This window comes from Streptomyces tubbatahanensis (genome assembly GCF_022699385.1).
Classification (GTDB): Bacteria; Actinomycetota; Actinomycetes; order Streptomycetales; family Streptomycetaceae; genus Streptomyces; species Streptomyces diacarni.
On sequence record NZ_CP093846.1, the window covers coordinates 2,610,272 to 2,627,215 of the forward strand.

General features: G+C 73.3%; 14 protein-coding genes. 5 read left to right on the forward strand and 9 right to left on the reverse strand.

Annotated features, from left to right (window positions below; translation table 11 throughout):
* Positions 1–51 precede the first annotated feature (51 nt).
* Positions 52–693, forward strand: a complete 642-nt coding sequence (locus tag MMF93_RS11285) for a superoxide dismutase (protein ID WP_242751187.1) — start codon at positions 52–54, stop codon at positions 691–693.
* A gap of 146 nt (positions 694–839) precedes the next feature.
* Here MMF93_RS11285 and MMF93_RS11290 read toward each other — a convergent pair whose 3' ends face one another.
* Positions 840–1,478, reverse strand: coding sequence for a DsbA family protein (locus MMF93_RS11290; protein WP_242751189.1), 639 nt, complete (start codon positions 1,476–1,478; stop codon positions 840–842).
* 166 nt (positions 1,479–1,644) lie between these two features.
* Between MMF93_RS11290 and pepN (MMF93_RS11295) the strand changes: the two genes are divergently transcribed.
* On the forward strand, positions 1,645–4,290 hold the full coding sequence (gene pepN, locus MMF93_RS11295) for an aminopeptidase N (RefSeq protein ID WP_242751191.1): 2,646 nt from the start codon (positions 1,645–1,647) through the stop codon (positions 4,288–4,290).
* Between the two features lie 71 nt (positions 4,291–4,361).
* Here the strand turns inward: pepN (MMF93_RS11295) and MMF93_RS11300 are convergent, their stop codons facing one another.
* Positions 4,362–5,423, reverse strand: coding sequence for a LysR family transcriptional regulator (locus MMF93_RS11300; protein WP_242751193.1), 1,062 nt, complete (start codon positions 5,421–5,423; stop codon positions 4,362–4,364).
* Between the two features lie 284 nt (positions 5,424–5,707).
* Here MMF93_RS11300 and snpA point away from each other — a divergent pair, with 284 nt between their 5' ends.
* Entirely contained in the window at positions 5,708–6,400 is a 693-nt protein-coding gene (snpA, locus tag MMF93_RS11305) for a snapalysin (protein ID WP_114021220.1), read from the forward strand.
* 260 nt (positions 6,401–6,660) lie between these two features.
* Here the strand turns inward: snpA and pepN (MMF93_RS11310) are convergent, their stop codons facing one another.
* Both pepN (MMF93_RS11310) and MMF93_RS11315 read right to left on the reverse strand, forming a co-directional pair.
* Positions 6,661–9,270 (reverse strand): aminopeptidase N, encoded by a 2,610-nt coding sequence (gene pepN, locus MMF93_RS11310; RefSeq protein ID WP_242751195.1) that lies wholly within the window; start codon positions 9,268–9,270, stop codon positions 6,661–6,663.
* Between the two features lie 145 nt (positions 9,271–9,415).
* Positions 9,416–10,321 (reverse strand): LysR family transcriptional regulator, encoded by a 906-nt coding sequence (locus MMF93_RS11315; RefSeq protein ID WP_242751197.1) that lies wholly within the window; start codon positions 10,319–10,321, stop codon positions 9,416–9,418.
* Between the two features lie 74 nt (positions 10,322–10,395).
* Between MMF93_RS11315 and MMF93_RS11320 the strand changes: the two genes are divergently transcribed.
* Both MMF93_RS11320 and MMF93_RS11325 read left to right on the forward strand, forming a co-directional pair.
* Entirely contained in the window at positions 10,396–11,121 is a 726-nt protein-coding gene (locus MMF93_RS11320) for an EamA family transporter (RefSeq protein ID WP_242751198.1), read from the forward strand.
* A 39-nt stretch (positions 11,122–11,160) separates the two neighbouring features.
* Complete coding sequence (locus MMF93_RS11325; protein WP_274709536.1) at positions 11,161–11,376, forward strand: EamA family transporter; 216 nt, start codon at positions 11,161–11,163, stop codon at positions 11,374–11,376.
* Positions 11,377–11,420: 44 nt separating this feature from the next.
* Here the strand turns inward: MMF93_RS11325 and MMF93_RS11330 are convergent, their stop codons facing one another.
* From MMF93_RS11330 to MMF93_RS11350, 5 genes are all read right to left on the reverse strand, one after another.
* Positions 11,421–12,326: a hypothetical protein gene (locus MMF93_RS11330; RefSeq protein ID WP_242751200.1), complete on the reverse strand. Its 906-nt coding sequence runs from the start codon at positions 12,324–12,326 to the stop codon at positions 11,421–11,423.
* A 121-nt stretch (positions 12,327–12,447) separates the two neighbouring features.
* Positions 12,448–12,684 (reverse strand): hypothetical protein, encoded by a 237-nt coding sequence (locus MMF93_RS11335; protein WP_114021217.1) that lies wholly within the window; start codon positions 12,682–12,684, stop codon positions 12,448–12,450.
* A 47-nt stretch (positions 12,685–12,731) separates the two neighbouring features.
* Positions 12,732–14,441 carry an alpha-L-fucosidase gene (locus MMF93_RS11340; RefSeq protein ID WP_242751201.1) on the reverse strand — a complete coding sequence of 570 codons (1,710 nt, stop codon included), beginning with the start codon at positions 14,439–14,441 and terminating at the stop codon, positions 12,732–12,734.
* Positions 14,442–14,565: 124 nt separating this feature from the next.
* Positions 14,566–16,425 (reverse strand): 4-alpha-glucanotransferase, encoded by a 1,860-nt coding sequence (locus tag MMF93_RS11345; protein WP_242751202.1) that lies wholly within the window; start codon positions 16,423–16,425, stop codon positions 14,566–14,568.
* The gene (locus MMF93_RS11350) at positions 16,425–16,706 is read right to left on the reverse strand and encodes a hypothetical protein (RefSeq protein WP_114018208.1); all 282 of its coding nucleotides are present in this window, start codon (positions 16,704–16,706) and stop codon (positions 16,425–16,427) included. The genes MMF93_RS11345 and MMF93_RS11350 overlap by 1 nt, the downstream gene beginning before the upstream one ends.
* Positions 16,707–16,944 lie beyond the last annotated feature (238 nt).

The window sequence follows — 16,944 nt, forward strand, 5'->3', positions numbered from 1 at the left end:
CTAACTTCTTGTTGCAAGTAATGTGCATTAGCGAGCGAAGGGCGAGAGGGCATGTCGACATACACCTTGCCGGAGCTGCCGTACGACTACTCCGCGCTGGAGCCGGTCATCAGCGGCGAGATCATCGAGCTGCACCACGACAAGCACCACGCCGGGTACGTGAAGGGGGCCAACGACACCCTCGAACAGCTCGCCGAGGCCCGCGACAAGGACGCGTGGGGGTCCATCAACGGCCTGGAGAAGAACCTCGCCTTCCACCTGTCCGGGCACATCCTGCACACCATCTACTGGCGCAACATGACCGGTGACGGCGGCGGCGAGCCCCTGGAGAAGGACGGCACCGGCGAGCTGGCGGACGCCATCGCCGAGTCCTTCGGCAGCTTCGCCAAGTTCAAGGCCCAGCTGTCCAAGGCCGCGGCCACCACCCAGGGCTCGGGATGGGGCGTGCTGGCCTACGAGCCGGTCACGGGCCGGCTGATCGTCGAGCAGGTCTACGACCACCAGGGCAACGTCGGGCAGGGCTCCGTGCCGATCCTGGTCTTCGACGCCTGGGAGCACGCCTTCTACCTGCAGTACCGCAACCAGAAGGTCGACTTCGTCGAGGCCATGTGGCGCGTCGTCAACTGGCGCGACGTCTCGGCCCGCTACACGGCCGCCAAGGAGCGCGCCAACAACCTCCTGCTGGCTCCGTAACCCGGCGGCGCGGCAGCCCGGCTTCCGTCCTCGTGATCGTCTTCTCAACCTTCGCGGCGGGCGGGAGAAGAAAAGGGAGCGGCCCCCTGTGCGGACGTGACGCACAGGGGGCCGCTCGCCGCCCCCGGGCAGAGTCGAAGAGCGGCTCAGTCGAAGATCGGCTCCACGTCCCTGGTGCGCTTGATCTCGAAGAAGCCGGGGGTCGAGGCCACCATCAGGGTGCCGTCCCACAGCCTGGCCGCCGCCTCGCCCTTGGGCGCCGGAGTGACCACAGGACCGAAGAAGGCGACCTGCTTGCCCGCCGCGTCCGGGACGGCGATGACCGGCGTGCCGACCTCCTGACCCACCAGGGAGATGCCCTCCTCGTGCGAGGCGCGCAGGGCGGCGTCGTAGGTGTCGGTGTCGGCGGCGTCCGCCAGCGCGGTGGGCAGCCCCACCTCCTCCAGCGCCTCGATCAGCACCTCGCGGCCCAGCTCACGTCCGCCCGGGTGCACCCGGGTGCCGATCGCGGTGTAGAGCGGGCCGAGCACCTCGCTGCCGTGCTCCTGCTCGGCGGCGATGCAGACGCGGACCGGGCCCCAGCCGCGCGCCATCAGCTCGCGGTAGCGCTCGGGCAGGTCGTCGACCCGCTTCTCGTTGAGGACCGACAGGCTCATCACGTGCCAGCGGACCGAAACCGGCCGCACCTTCTCCACCTCCAGCATCCAGCGGGAGGTCATCCACGCCCAGGGGCACAGGGGGTCGAACCAGAAATCGGCGGGTGTCGCCTCGGGCGTCTCGGACATGCGCTCTCCTTGGCAGTGGGGCGGATCGTCTCGGACGCCGACAACGTCGGCGGCACCGACCGCATTCCCGGGTACGGAGGCTCAGCGGCACGTGCGATGCTGAGCGGGTTGTTCACCATACGAGACGTGGACGGACCCAGACCCTGAAGCGAGAGGGAGCGTGGCAGTGCCCGGAGAGAACCTGACCCGCACCGAGGCCCGGCAGCGCGCCGCACTGCTGAGCGTGAGCGGGTACGACGTGGCGCTGGATCTGCGCTCGGCCGTCGAAGCACCACCGGCCGAGGGGCCGCGCACCTTCAGGTCGACGACGACCATCCGCTTCACGTGCGCCGAGGAGGGCGCCACCACCTTCGCCGACCTGGTGGCACCGCACGTCCACTCCGTCACCCTCAACGGCGCCTCGCTGCCCGTCGACGAGGTCTTCGACGGCACCCGCGTCACCCTGCCGGGGCTGCGCGCCGACGGTGAGAACGTGGTGACGATCGACGCGCGGTGCGCCTACAGCCGCACCGGCGAGGGCCTGCACCACTTCCTCGACCCGCAGGACGGCGAGGTCTACCTCTACACCCAGTACGAGCCGGCCGACGCGCGCCGCGTCTTCGCGAACTTCGAACAGCCGGACCTCAAGGCGCCCTTCGACTTCTCCGTCACCGCGCCGGCCGGCTGGACGGTGCTGAGCAACGGCGCCCAGGAGGGCGAGCCCCGTCCGGTCGACGGCGGCAGCGCGGCGGTGTGGCGCTTCGCCCGCACCCAGCCCATCTCCACCTACATCACCGCCGTCGTCGCCGGTCCCTACCACTACGTGACCGACACCTACCGGCGCACCTTCGCCCAGGGCACCTCGCAAAACGAAGGCTCCCAGGCAGGCGGCGAGCTGGAGATCCCGCTCGGCGCGCTGTGCCGCAAGGCGCTGGCCCCGCACTTCGACGCCGAGGACATCTTCACCGTCACCAAGCAGGGCCTGGACTTCTTCCACGACCACTTCGGCTACCCGTACCCGTTCGGGAAGTACGACCAGGCGTTCGTGCCCGAGTACAACATCGGCGCCATGGAGAACCCCGGATGCGTCACCTTCCGCGAGGAGTTCGTCTTCCGCGGCAAGGTCACCGAGGCCTCCTACGAGGGCCGCGCCAACGTCATCCTGCACGAGATGGCGCACATGTGGTTCGGCGACCTGGTCACCATGGAGTGGTGGGACGACCTGTGGCTCAAGGAGTCCTTCGCCGACTTCATGGGCGCCTTCTCCCTCGTGGAGGCCACCCGTTTCACCGGCGGCTGGATCACCTTCGCCAACCGCCGCAAGTCCTGGGCCTACCGCGCCGACCAGCTCCCCTCCACCCACCCCGTCACCGCCGACATCCGGGACCTCCAGGACGCCAAGCTCAACTTCGACGGCATCACCTACGCCAAGGGCGCCTCGGTCCTCAAACAGCTGGTCGCCTACGTCGGCAAGGACGCCTTCCTGGAGGGCGCCCGCCGCTACTTCCAGCGCCACCAGTGGGGCAACACCCGCCTGGAGCACCTGCTCGCCGTGCTGGAGGAGACCTCGGGGCGCGACATGGGCGAGTGGTCCAAGGCGTGGCTGCAGACCGCCGGGGTCAACACCCTCACCCCGCAGCTCACCTACGACGCGGACGGGCGCGTCACCGAACTCGCCGTCCTCCAGGAGGCCCCCGACGCGCACCCGGTGCTGCGCCCGCACCGCGTCGCCGTGGGCCTCTACCGCCGCGACGCGGCCGCCGGCGCGCTGGAGCGGTACGCGCGCGCCGAGGTGGACGTCACCGGAGCGCGCACCGCCGTCCCCGAGCTGACCGGCGCCGACCGCCCCGACCTGGTCCTCGTCAACGACGCCGACCTCACGTACTGCAAGGTCCGCTTCGACGACGCCTCCCTGGCCACCCTCCGCGACCACCTCGGCGAACTCACCGACCCCCTCGCCCGTGCCCTGTGCTGGTCGGCGCTGTGGAACCTCACCCGCGACGGTCTGATGCCCGCCAGGGACTTCCTGGCACTGGTGCTCAGGTTCGCCGGCGACGAGAGTGAGATCGGCGTCCTGCAGATGCTGCACGGCCAGGCCAAACTCGCCCTCGACCGCTACACCGCGCCCGCCCGGCGCGCCGAGGGCGCACGGCTGCTGTCCGAGGGCGCCGTCACCGGGCTGCGCAACGCCGAGCCCGGCAGCGGCCACCAGCTGGCCTGGGCGCGCTTCCTGGCCGCCGTCGCCAGTGGGGAGACGGAGCTGCGCCTGCTGCAGGGCCTGCTGGCCGGCACGGCGCGCGTCGACGGGCTCGGGGTGGACCAGGAACTGCGCTGGACGTTCCTGGGCACGCTCGCCGCCGAGGGGATCGCCGACGAGGCCGCGATCGGCGCGGAGCTGGCCCGGGACGACACCGCGTCGGGCAAGCGGCACCAGGTGCGGTGCCTGGCGGCCCGGCCGTCCGCCGCGGTCAAGGCCCAGGCGTGGGCCGAAGTCGTGGAGTCCGACACGCTGTCCAACGCGCTCGTCGAGGCGACCATCGCCGGATTCGACCAGAGCGGCCAGGCTGAGCTGACCGCGCCCTACGCCGAGCGGTACTTCGAGGTGCTGGAGTCCGTGTGGGCCTCGCGCTCCATCGAGATCGCGATGGCCATCGTGCGGGGGCTGTTCCCCGCGGCGCAGGGCGACCAGGCGACGCTGGACGCCGCCGACGCCTGGCTCGGCGCCCACGCGGAGGCGGCGCCGGCCCTCAGGCGGCTCGTCGCGGAGTCCCGCGACGACCTGGCCCGCGCCCTGCGGGCCCAGCAGGCGGACGCCTCGGCCGGGGGCGCGTGAGGGAGGCCCTGCCCCGCCCGTTCACCGTTTCCGTGGGGGGGCTCCGCCCCCCGGAATCGCTTCGCTCGTCCTCAGTCGCCGGACAGGCTGAAATCAGCCTGTCCGGCGATTGAGGACCGGGGGGCTGAGGGAGGCGGCCCCAGGAAACGGTGAACGGGTGGGGCCGGGGCATCGTTCCGGGTGGTCAGCCAGCGGGCGTAGGCGGGGCTCGACCTGGCGACCGCCTCGTAGGAGGCCCGCAGGTCGGCGAAGACGGCGTCGCCCTCCTCACCGAGCCCGGTACCGCAGCGGAAGCCCACCACCAGCCGGACCCCGAGCGGATCGCCCTCCAGGGGGACGATGGACATGCCGGGCCGCGGCTGGGCGGTGGGCTGGCAGGGGGTGACGACCTCGCCCGCCGCCACCAGGTCGCCGGCGGACAGGTAGTCGCCGTAGACGATGCGCGGGTCGACGCCCGCGTCCGTGAACACGCGGCGCAGCCCGTCCCAGTCGCCGTCGACGGACGGGTCGACCATCCACTTCTGGTCGGCCAGTTCGGCGAGGGCGACGGCCCGTCCGGCGCGGGCGGCCGCGTGGGTCTCGGGGACGGCCACGAACTGGGGTTCGCGGCGCACCAGGACGCGGAGTTCGACGCCGTCGGGCACGCGCAGCGGCGAGCCCTCCACCTCGTGCACGAAGGCGGCGTCGAGCTGGTTCCCCGCGACCATGCGCAGCAGGGTGTTGGCGGAGACGTCGGTCTGGAAGGTGATGTCGCGCTCGGGCAGCCTGCCGTTGAGGCGCCGCAGCCAGCCGGGGACGGCCCTGCTGCCGGTGCTGCCGAGCCGCAGCCGCGTGCCCGGGCCGCCGGGGCCGAGCCCCGCGGCGTCCTTGGCCTCGCGGACCAGTTCGGTCATCTGCGCGACGATCGGCCGGGCGCGGGTGAGGACGGTGCGGCCGAGCGGGGTGGGTTTGCTGCCGGTGCGCTGCCGGGTGAAGAGCTGGCCGCCGACGGCCTGCTCGATGCGGCGCAGCTGAGTCGTCAGCGACGGCTGTGTCATGCCGAGTTGGCGGGCCGCCTTGTGCACGCTGCCGGTGTCGGCTATCGCGCACAGTGCACGAAGATGCCTCACTTCGAGCTCCACGCCTGGGAGCATAGCGGCGGTGTCAGTGGTCGTACCAGACGGCGACGGGGCCGCGAAGCGGCGGCGACGGCGCGGTGAACGGGGCCGCCCGCCGGCCGGGTGCACTCAGGGAGGACGGGGAGCACGGGGTGATAACCCCGTCCTATCGCCACCTGGCATCATTCCGGAACGCCGTCCGCTCGAACAGACTCTGCCGCAGCGAGCATCCGTCCCAAGGAATCCGCCCCAAGGGACCGGCGGCGCCCCCACGCCTTTTCGCAGCGGCGCCGGTCCCTCGGAACTCGAGGAGACCCCCCATGAGATACCGCACTTCTGTTCTGTCCGCGGCGATCGGCCTCGGCACGACCGTCGCCCTCGGTCTCGGTGCCGTCCCCGCCACCGCCTCCGACGCCGGTACCGCCGACTCCCACGCCCCCGTCGCCGCCACCTCGCACACCGACGCGGGCAGCACGCAGGGCTACACCGGGGAGAGCGACCGCCAGAACCAGGAGTTCTTCAAGTTCATCGTCAAGGAAGCGCTCAAGCAGCAGGGTGAGAAGCCCGGCTTCCAGCAGGTCACCGTCAAGTACGACGCGAGCGGGGCACCCAGCTTCCGCAGCCAGATAGCCAACAGCGCCGCCGTGTGGAACTCCGCCGTCCAGAACGTGCAGCTGGCCGAGGGCAGCGGCGCCACCTTCGACTACCGCGAGGGCAACGACTCGCGCGGCAGCTACGCCTACACCGACGGGCACGGCAGCGGCTACGTCTTCCTCGACTACGCGCAGAACCAGCAGTACGACTCCAACCGCGTCGTCGCGCACGAGACCGGGCACGTGCTCGGCCTGCCGGACAACTACTCGGGCCCCTGCAGCGAACTGATGTCCGGTGGCGGCCCGGGCCCGTCCTGCACCAACGACCAGCCCAACGCGACCGAGCGCTCCCAGGTCGAGCAGCTGTGGGCCAACGGTGTCGCCGAGGTGATGTTCGAGAAGGCGGCCCTGCTCAGGTGATCCCTCCGGGCGTCTGACCTCCCCAGCACGCCCCGCACTTCCCGGCACCGTTCCGTCTCCCGGCGTCCGGCCCCTTCGCGGCGCCGGGACGGCGGCCGGGCGCCGGCAGCTCCACCGGGGCTCCGCCCACCGGCTCAGAGGGCCGCTCTCCTGCCACCCCCCACCGGCCCTCTCCCCCACGGGCCGGGCCGGAGCCCCGCCTCCCCGCACGTCGGCCCCCGGCTCGAAGCCGGGGGCCGACGTCCGCGGTATGGGGACGGTCAGCGAGCGGCGCCCGCCGCCTCGTCGGCCGCCTGGGCGCGCAGCGCCCGCTCGACACCGGCCCTGGACTCGGTCACCAGGCGGCGCAGCGCCGCGCTGGGCTGGGCGGAGGCGAGCCAGGCGTCGGTGGCCTCCAGCGTCTGCTGTTCGACGTGCAGCGCCGGGTAGAGGCCGACCACGATCTGGCTGGCCATCTCGTGGCTGCGCTCCTCCCAGGCCCCCTTGACGGCGGCGAAGTAGCGCTCGGTGTAGGGCGCGAGCAGGGCGCGCTGGTCGGTCTGCACGAACCCGGAGATGACGGCCTCCTGCACCGCGTTGGGCAGGGTGTCGCTCTCGACGACGGCGCGCCACGCCTCGGCCTTCGCCTCCGGGGTGGGCCGCGCGGCACGGGCGGCCGCCGCGTGCCGCTCGCCCGCCGAGGTCGCGTCCCGGGTCAGTTCGGCGGAGATCTGCGCCTCGTCGGCCCGCCCGGTGGCGGCGAGCCGCTGGAGGAAGGCCCAGCGCAGCTCGGTGTCGACGGTCAGCCCCTCGAAGTACGCGTCGCCCTCCAGCAGCGCGGCGAGCAGATCGAGCTGGGCGTCGGTCCTGGCGGCGGCACAGAAGGCACGGGCCCAGGCCAGCTGGTGGTCGCTGCCGGGACGTGCGGCGCGCAGCTGCTCCCAGGTGGCCTCGGCCCAGCGGGTGAGCCCCGCGTCGCGCCAGTCGGGCGCCGCGTACAGGTCGAGGGCGAGCTTGACCTGGCGTTGCAGGGACTGGACGAGGCCGATGTCGGACTCCTTGCCGACGCCGGTCAGGACGAGGTCGAGGTAGTCGCGGGTGGCCAGTTCGCCATCCCGGGTCATGTCCCAGGCCGAGGCCCAGCACAGGGCGCGCGGCAGGGGGTCGGCGAAGTCGCCCAGGTGGCGGGTGACGACGGCCAGCGAGTCGGCGTCGAGGCGGACCTTGGCGTAGGTGTGGTCCCCGTCGTTGAGCAGCAGCACGTCGGGGCGCTTGCGTGCCTTCGGCAGCGGCACCTCGGTCAGCTCGCCGTCGACGTCGAGCGCCACGCTGTCGGTGCGCACCAGCTTGCCGTCGCGCAGGTCGTAGAAGCCGACACCGAGGCGGTGCGGGCGCAGGGTCGGCTCTCCGGTGGCGCCCGCGGGCAGTGCCGGCGCCTCCTGGCGGATGGCCAGCGCGGTGAGGGTGCCGTCGGCGTCCGTCGTCAGCTCGGGGCGCAGGACGTTGATGCCCGCGGTCTCCAGCCACGCCTTCGACCAGGTCTTCAGGTCGCGCCCCGAGGTCTCCTCCAGGGCGCCGAGCAGGTCGGCCAGGCGGGTGTTGCCCCACTCGTGGCGCTTGAAGTAGGCGCGGACGCCCTGGAAGAACTCCTCCATGCCGACGTAGGCGACCAGCTGCTTGAGGACGGAGGCGCCCTTGGCGTAGGTGATGCCGTCGAAGTTGACCAGGACGTCGTCCAGGTCGCGGATCGGCGCCATGATCGGGTGGGTGGAGGGCAGCTGGTCCTGGCGGTAGGCCCAGGTCTTCATCTGGTTGGCGAAGCTCGTCCAGGCGTGCGGCCAGCGGCTGGAGGGGGCGTGGGCCTGGCAGGCGATGGAGGTGTAGGTGGCGAACGACTCGTTCAGCCACAGGTCGTTCCACCACTCCATGGTGACCAGGTCGCCGAACCACATGTGGGCCAGCTCGTGCAGGATGGTCTCGGCGCGGCCCTCGTAGGCGGCGTCGGTGACCTTGGAGCGGAAGACGTACTGGTCGCGGATGGTGACCGCGCCCGCGTTCTCCATGGCGCCCGCGTTGAACTCGGGCACGAACAGCTGGTCGTACTTCTCGAACGGGTACGGGTAGTCGAACTTGTCCTGGAACCAGTCGAAGCCCTGCCGGGTGACCTCGAAGAGCGCCTCGGCGTCCAGGTACTCGGCCAGCGACGGACGGCAGTAGATGCCCAGCGGCACGCTGTGCCCCTCGCCCTCCCAGGTGCTGTGCACCGCGTGGTACGGGCCGGCGATCAGCGCCGTGATGTAGGTGGAGATCCGCGGTGTGGGCGCGAACCGCCACAGCGTCCCCTCGGGCTGCGGCGTCGGCGAGTTGGAGATCACCGTCCAGCCCTCGGGGGCGCGGACGGTGAACTGGAAGGTCGCCTTGAGGTCGGGCTGCTCGAAGTTGGCGAAGACGCGGCGCGCGTCGGGGACCTCGAACTGGGTGTAGAGGTAGGCCTGGCCGTCCACCGGGTCCACGAAGCGGTGCAGGCCCTCACCGGTGTTGGTGTAGGCGCAGTCCGCGACGACGCGCAGCTCCTGCGGCCCGGCGGCCAGCCCCCGCAGGGCGATGCGGGAGTCGGCGAAGACCTCCGCCGGGTCGAGGGAGGTGCCGTTGAGGGTGACCTCGCGCACGGCGGGCGCGATCAGGTCGGCGAAGGTGTCGCCGGCTTCCCTGGCGGTGAACCGGATCGTGGTGACCGAGCGGAAGATCCCCTCGCCGTCGTCGGGACCGCCCGGTGCTGCGGTACCTCCGCCCTGCGCGCTGCTGAGGTCCAGCTCGATCTCGTAGGAGTCGACGGCGAGCAGGCGAGCCCGCTCCTGGGCCTCTTCGCGCGTCAGATTCGTGCCAGGCACTTGGTGATCTCCCCACTCTCGCGAAACGCTCGCGGCTTACGGCGCAGTCGTGCAGGGGCCATCCTTCCACGCGGGCGCCGCGCGGAACGGCGGGTGGCCGGGGCGGCCGAGGCCCCTGGAGCGGGCGGCGGGGCGCCCGGCGGTTTCAGCGCGCCCCCGCCTCCGGCTCGCCGGCGGTGAGGGCCGCCAGGCACGCCCGTACGGAGGGGCTGTCGCCGCCCGCGCGCCAGGCGGCCCGCACCTCGCGGGTCAGCGGCGGGTCCACGGGCACGAAGGCGACCCCGGGCGGGCAGGGCCTCTGCCCCATCGCGGGGATGAGCGCCGCGGTCAGTCCCCGGGCCACGAAGGCGAGCTGGGTGGCGTACTCGGCCACCGCGTAGCGGATCCTGGGCTCCATACCGCGCTCCCGCAGCGCCTGCACCAGCGCCTCGTAGGGCTCGGTGCCCGCGGGGCAGCTCGACCAGACGGCGCCGGCCAGCTCGGCGAGGTCCAGTGCGGGGCGGTCGGCGAGCGGGTGCACTGCCGGGAGCGCGACCCGCACCTCCTCCACGGTCAGCGTCCTGACCCGGACACCGCCGGGCAGCGGCATGGGGCGGCTGTGCCAGCTCTCGATCAGCAGCAGGTCGAGTGCGTCTCCGAGCAGCAGGGGCAGCAGGTCCACGGCCTCGCCGTCGACGACGGTCACCCGCAGCCGGGGGTGGGCGGCGGTGAGCGCGGCGAGCACGTCGGGCAGCAGGGTGCGCACCGTGCTGCCGACGCCGCCGAGGCGCAGGGGGCCGAGGATCTCGTCGCCGAGGTCGGCGAGGTCGGCTTCGGCCGCGGCGAGTGAGGCCTGGACGCGGGCCGCGTGCTCGGCCAGCACCCGTCCCGCGTGGGTGAGGCGGACGCTGCGGCCGTGCGGCTCCAGCAGGGTGTGGCCGGCCTCGCGTTCCAGCTTGGCCAGCTGCTGGGAGACGCCGGAGGGCGTGATGTGCAGGGCGCGCGCCGCGCGGGCGAGGGAGCCGTGCCGGGCCACGGCGTCGAGGGCGCGGAGCCGGTCGGAGTTCAACACCCCAGCGATGCTAACGAGTACCGGACACGAATCGTCGCTTTTGCTTGCGGGTGGAGCCCGGCACAGTGGCTGTCATGGTCACTGCGGAGGAAAGGACACGGCAGGCACCCGCCGGCGGCGCGGGCGGCGGGCTGGCCGGGCGCGACCCGGTGTACCTGGGTATCGCGGCCTCGGCCTGCGTCTCGGCGTCCGCGATGTTCGTGAAGCTGTCCGGGGTCAACGCCGGGACGGCCGCACTGTGGCGCTGCCTGCTGGCGCTGGTGGCCCTGGTGCCGTTCGCGCTGGCCGAGCGGCGCAGGCTGGGCGCGCGTCCGGCGCGCGCGCAGGCCTGTGACGCGCTGGCGGGCGCGCTGCTGGGCGTCGACTTCGTCTTCTGGGCGCAGTCGATCCACGATGTGGGCTCCTCCATCGCCACCGTGCTGCTGAACGTGCAGATCGCCGTCTTCCCGCTGCTCGCGCTCGTCCTCACCCGCGCCCCCGCGGGCGCGCGGTACTGGCGCACCCTGCCCGTACTGCTGGGCGGCGTCGCCCTGGCCAGCGGCGCCATCGGTCACCCCGAGCCGGGGAGCAGCCCGGTGTCCGGCGTGCTCTACGGGGCCGCGGCCGGCGTCGCCTTCGCGCTCTACCTCTTCCTGACCCGGCTGGGCGGCGGCAGCGGCCACACCGTCCACCCGGTGTGCGTCTCCACCCTGGCCGCCGCCGCGACCTCCGGCACCCTCGGCGCCCTGTGGACGGGCGTCGATCCGGCACCCGGCTGGGGACCGCTGGGCTGGCTCGCCCTGATGGCGCTGCTGGGGTAGGCGGTCTCGCTCGTCCTCCTGGGCCCCGCGCTGGCCCGGCTGGCCCCGGTCACCAGCGCCGCGCTCCTGCTGCTCCAGCCGGTGCTGGCCGTCCTGCTCGGCGTCCTGTTCCTGGGAGAGCGGCCCACGGCGACCCAGTTCGCCGGGTGCGCGCTGGTCGTCCTCACCGTGTGGCACACCAGCCGGGGCGGTGCGCCCTCGTCATCCGGTACGCCCCCGCCGCGCGCCCCGGTGGAGGCCGAGCGGCACGGTTGAGGCCCGAGTGAGGCGTTCCGCGTCCTGTCCTGGCGGCCGCCGCGTCAGCGCGGCAGGACGTTCAGGTAGGCGGCGGGCTCCCGCTCGCCCGAGGTCATCAGCGCTGTGCGGACCACCGTCGCCTGCTGGGCGAGGGCGTCCCGCAGCTTCGCCTCGGTCACGTGCACGACGGTGACGCCGAGCTGTTCCAGCGTCTCGCGCTTGCGGGCGTACGCGTCCCAGGCCGCCTCCGCACCGGCCCGGGGCGTGCGCGCGTCGATCTCCAGCGCGACACCGTGGTCGGGCCAGTACGCGTCCACGGCGCCGACGGGCGGGCCGCCGGGGACGCGGAGCTCGACGTTCCAGCAGGGGTCGGGGAGCCCGTGGGTGAAGACCATGGCGTACAGGCAGCCCTCGGTCAGCGCGCGCCCCTCGGCCAGCAGGCTGTCCACGGCGTCGGCGACGTGCGGCAGCCCCAGCAGCCGGGCGCGGGTCAGCTCGCGGACGACGGGCTGCGGGTCGCAGTGGCCGCCGCGCACCGCCTCGACCAGCAGCCGCCGCACGTCCTCGGCGTCGGTGAGACCGGCCACGGCGTCGGCCAGGGCGCGGGGCGCGGGCGCCACCGGCAGCCCGGTGATCTCCTCGGGCTCGGGCAGGATGCGGGTGCGCACCAGGTGCGCGGAGGTGTAGGCGCAGGCAGCGGGGGACGGGGCGCGGGGTCCCGGGTGGGCGCTGTCGTCCAGCTCGGGGACGAGCACGTCGATCCGCTCCAGGTCCAGCAGGGAGGGCGCGGCGGAGAAGCAGTGCAGCGCCAGCGCGGCCAGACCCGTGATCATCGCGCGGTGCGGGGCTCTGGAGACGGCCCCGGGCGGGGCGGCGGCGTCGGTGCCGGCGTACCGGAGCGCGGCGTGCAGCCGCTGCTCGCTGGTGGGCAGTCCTGTGCGGGGCGGGAGTGGTACCTCGTGCGTCATGTCGGGGCCACTTCCCCGCCGCCCGGCGGCTGCCACCGCTTGTGACGAAGCTGTCGCGGAACGCGGACAACTCTGCCCTAAAGCACGGCCGTTCGAGCGCCGATAACGGTCCGCCGCTCCGTCAGTGGCTCTTCTTGCGCTTGTCGCCCAGCGTGACCAGCCCGGCGATCACCAGGAAGAGCACGATCGGGATGGCGACGTAGAGCCCCAGCGTCTCGGCGACGCTCAGACCCGGGCCCGGGTCGTCGCCGTCGTCGCGGGTGAGCGCGAAGGCGGGGGACGACAGGAGCATCATCAGCGTCGCACCGGCGGTGACCGTTCCGGCGCGCAGGGCGTTCTTGTTGACCTTGTTGCTCACCCCGCCAAGATATCGGACGGGTGAACACCCCGCGCGCCGGGGTGGGCTTATCGGACGACCGCCGCGGCCCGCGGGTGCGCCGGCTTGGCCGACTGCTTGGCCAGGTGCAGCGTGAGGGGCCGCAGGTGCGGCTTCCCGCGCGACTGTTCGACCTTCACCCGCACCTGCCGTGCGGTCACCGGCTGCGGCAGCGCCAGGATGCGGCGGTGGCCGATCGTCGTACCCGAGGCGATCTCCCGCCACGTACCGTGCGACCTGGCCTCGACCGTGAAGCGCTCCACCCGCTGCCCCTTGCGGATGTCCTCCCCCACGGCGACGCGGTCGAACGTGCGGGGACCCGGGCCGCGCTCGCTCAGGTCGGTGCCGTAGATGTCGCGCACGGCGTCACCGAACGCCGTCAGCTCCCGTACGTCGGCCGCGTCGATCCTGCCGTTCTTCGCGGGCGGGACGTTGAGCAGCAGCGAGGCGTTGCGCCCGACGCTCTTCTCGTACAGCTCCAGCAGCTGCGCCGCGCTCTTGGGATGCTCGTCGGCGTGGTGGTACCAGCCCGGTCTGAGCGAGACGTCCGCCTCGGCCGGATACCACTGCAGATACTTCACCGACGGGTCGAGGAGCTTCTTACGGGAGCCGATGTCGGGATCGGTGGAGTCGTTGGGCAGCCCACCGGCGTACGCCGTCCACGGGTCGAGGGCCGACGGCGTCACGCTCCACTCACTCTCGCGTGCCACGCCGTTCTCGTTGCCCACCCAGCGCACGCCCTGCGGGCCGCCGAAGACGGGCGTGCCGGGCGCCAGCTCGTGCAGGGCGCGGAACAGCTCGCTCCAGTTGTACTCCTGGGTGATCCCCGCGTCCCTCCACGGGTTCGCGCCGTCCAGCCACAGCTCGTCCAGGGGGCCGTACTCGGTGACGATCTCGTAGACCTGGTTGAGGTAGTAGGCGTCGTAGTCGTTGACCTTCGCCGTGAAGCCGGGCAGCTCCCCCGAGGCCACCTTCTCCGCGCGGTCGTCGCCCGGCACCAGGGTGGGGAAGGTGCGCTCGGTCGGCTCGCTGCCGTTGCCGTACCGGCCCTTGCCCCGCGGAGGACCGCCGTCGGCGAGCGCCGTGCGCTCCACCGTGGTCAGCCGCTCGCCCGCGTCCTGCTTCGCCTGGAGGTCCGCCAGCCACTTCTCGTGCCAGCCGTGCGGCAGTTCGGCGCCGTCTGCGGGAGAGAGATAGATGCCGACCTTGAGGCCTGCCTTGCGGGCCGCCTTCACGTACTGTCCGACGATGTCGCGCCCGTAGGGGGTGTTCTCCACCGAGTGTTCGGTGTAGCGGCTGGGCCACAGCGCGAACCCGTCGTGGTGCTTCGCTGTCAGCATCACCTGCTCCGCGCCCGCCGCCTTGTAGGCGCGCATCCACTGGTCGAAGTCGATGTGCCCGGGGTCGAAGAGGGAACGGTCCTCCGCGCCCGAACCCCACTCGCGGTCGGTGAAGGTGTTCATGCCGAAGTGCGTGAACGCCGTCACCTCCCGCTGCTGCCAGGCGTACTGCCCCTTCGTGGGCACGGTCTTCGCGGCCTTCTCGATGACGCGCTGCGGGCCGTCGCAGGGTTCGATCCGCATCTGCGAGGCGGGGCGCACGGGCCGTTGACAGCCCGCACCCTCCGACCCGCGTGCGGCCCCGGAAGCCGACTGCGCGGGCGCCGACAGGGCGGCGCCGGCCAGGGCCAGCGCCAGCGCGGACAGCAGCAGCCGTGCGCGGGGGCGGCGTCTCACCATGAGTCCTCCACCTTCCTCACCCGGAGAGATCCGATCTCTTGGGGGGTACGTGGGCATGGTGCCGCAGGTGTGGGACGACGTGAAGAGATAGGTCCGATCTATTGGGGAGGTGCACGTGCGGCTCTCAGCCGCGGGGTGCGCCCCGCTCCGCGCGCAGTTCCCTGCCCCGCGGCGAGGCGGCGAGCTCCTCCCAGGGCACGGGACGGCCCTGGAAATCCACCACGGGAAGGGGCAGGACGGGACACTCCGGCCACGACACCGAGGCGCCGCGCGTCCGCCGCACCGCAGGCTCCTCCGACGCCGCCGGCTCTCCCAGCGCCGCCGACTCTCCCAGCGCCACCGGCTCCCCCAGCGCCACCGGCTCCCCCGGCGCCACCGGCTCCCGCGCCCCGGGCCCGGCGGTGCCCGGGTCCTCGCCGAGGACGGCGGCACCCGCCCGGTGGGCCTCCAGGGCGAGAACACCGCCCATCGCCTCGGCGTCGCAGCGCACATAGGTGCCCTCAGCGGGCGGGCGGCCCTCGGGGATCCACCACAGCCTGGAGCCGCCCATGGCGCGGCCAGGACGCAGGGCCCCGGCGTGCCTGAAGAGCCCGGCGAGCACCTCGCGGTAGGGCTCGTACCCCGCCCGGGCCAGCGCGTCCGGCCGCCAGGGCGGCAGCCCCCAGTCCCGGCCCCTGGCGTCGCGCCCGCTCGGCGGCGCGCCGACGGTGACGCCCCGCGCCAGGCTGCCCTGATGCGACCAGGCGTCCGAACCGCCGGGATGCGCGCCCGCCGCCGGATCGAGCACCAGACCGACGGCCATACCGGCCTGCCGCGCGGTGTGCTGGGCCGCCGCGAGCTGGCAGTCGGTGAGCCACGCGGCCCAGGCGTGGAAGTCGACCCGGTCCTGGCGCTGCGCGCGTACGCGGGCCGTGTGCGCGGACCGGGGATCGTCGAGACCGGCGGGCCAGGAACGCCAGTCGGAGCCGTAGGCCTCGGCGAGGGCGCACCAGGTGGCGTGGTCCACCAGCGCCTGCCCGCGTTCGGCCACGAAGTCCTCGTACGCCGCCCGGCGCCCGGGGCCGAGCGGAACCGAGCGCACCAGCTCCAGCGCCTCCCGCTTGAGTTCCCACACCGCGCCCCGGTCGAGGGGCGCGTGACCGCCGAGCACGCCCTGGCGCAGGGCTGCCGCCCGCCCCAGGAGCGTCTCGGCCCGGCGCCGCCGCTCCTCCCCCAGAGACGCGAACTCCGCGATCTCCTCGACGCGCAGGTGCACCGGATCGGGAAAGCGGCGGGAGGAGGGCAGGCGGAACGAGAGGCCGGCGTGGCCCGCCGGACCCTCCCCGGCTCGCCCGCCCGGGACGGGCACGGCGCTGTGCGAGGGGTCCAGCTGGAGGAAGTCGGCGCCGAGGCAGCGCCCCGCCCAGTCGGCCAGCTCACCGAGATCGGCCAGGTCCCCCATCCCCCGGGAACGGGCCGACAACAGCGCCCGCAACTGGACGCGGAGCCCCCTGCCGCGCTCGCCCGAAGCGCGGGTCCGAGGGGCGGGGAAAGCTTCGGGCGCCACGATGAGCGTGCTGTGGGCCGCGCGCTCGTCGGGCGCGTGCCCGAAGAGGGTGTGCACCCCCAGGGGCAGGCGGATGCCGGGGCCCCAGTCCAGGGTCGTACCGCTGTCGGTGACGACGCGCAGCACCGTCCCGCCGGGAAGCCGGGATAAGCACGAGGCGGGAGCCGGCGCGGACACCGGCCGCGCGCCGGAGCGCAGCACGACGGTGGGCGGCAGCAGCTGCCGGCCATCCCACGCGTACCGCTCCAGCGCCGCACGGACAGCGCGCGGCGTCGAGGCGTCGACACCCAACGCCGCCAGCACCTCCACGACCGTCCCCTCGGGCACCTGGACGCGCCGGCCGGGTTCGGGCTCGTGGGAGAGGGCGACGCCGTGGGCCTCGGCGAGCCGCGCGAGCCGGGTGGGGTTCCCCCCGGACCGTGCCTGGGGGTGGGGCATCAGATGTCCGCCGGCTCCGTGCCGTAACCGACCCCGGTGGGCTCGCTGGTCAGCGGCGCCTCGGCGAGGGGCGGCTCACTGGTCAGCGGGATGGCGTCGGCGAGCGGGGGCTCGCTGGTGAGGGGGGCGTCGGCGCACCCGCACGTGCACGAGCCGTCGAGTCCGGAGTCGGGGTCGGACACACCGGACAGGTCTACCGGCTCGTGCCCTCGTTTGGAGAGTGTGCGCTGCTGCGGAAGCGGAGCGAGCGCGGACAGCAGGAGTTCAGCGGACGCGGCCACGACGGGCCTCCGTTCGTTGACGAATTGCGGACAGGACTCGCCCTACCCAGTCGACCGGAGTACAGACGTGTCCGCCCCGAGAACGTGTCCCAGCTCACGTCGGTTCCCGCGATGAATCGCCGACGGGACGGAGCGGCAAGCGGAGAAACGAGGGACGAACCGGACACCCGACGGCAGGTTTTGCGGGCCCCGGCACGGTGGTGCCCCGGAACCATGGAGTCCGGGGCACCGGGGGTGT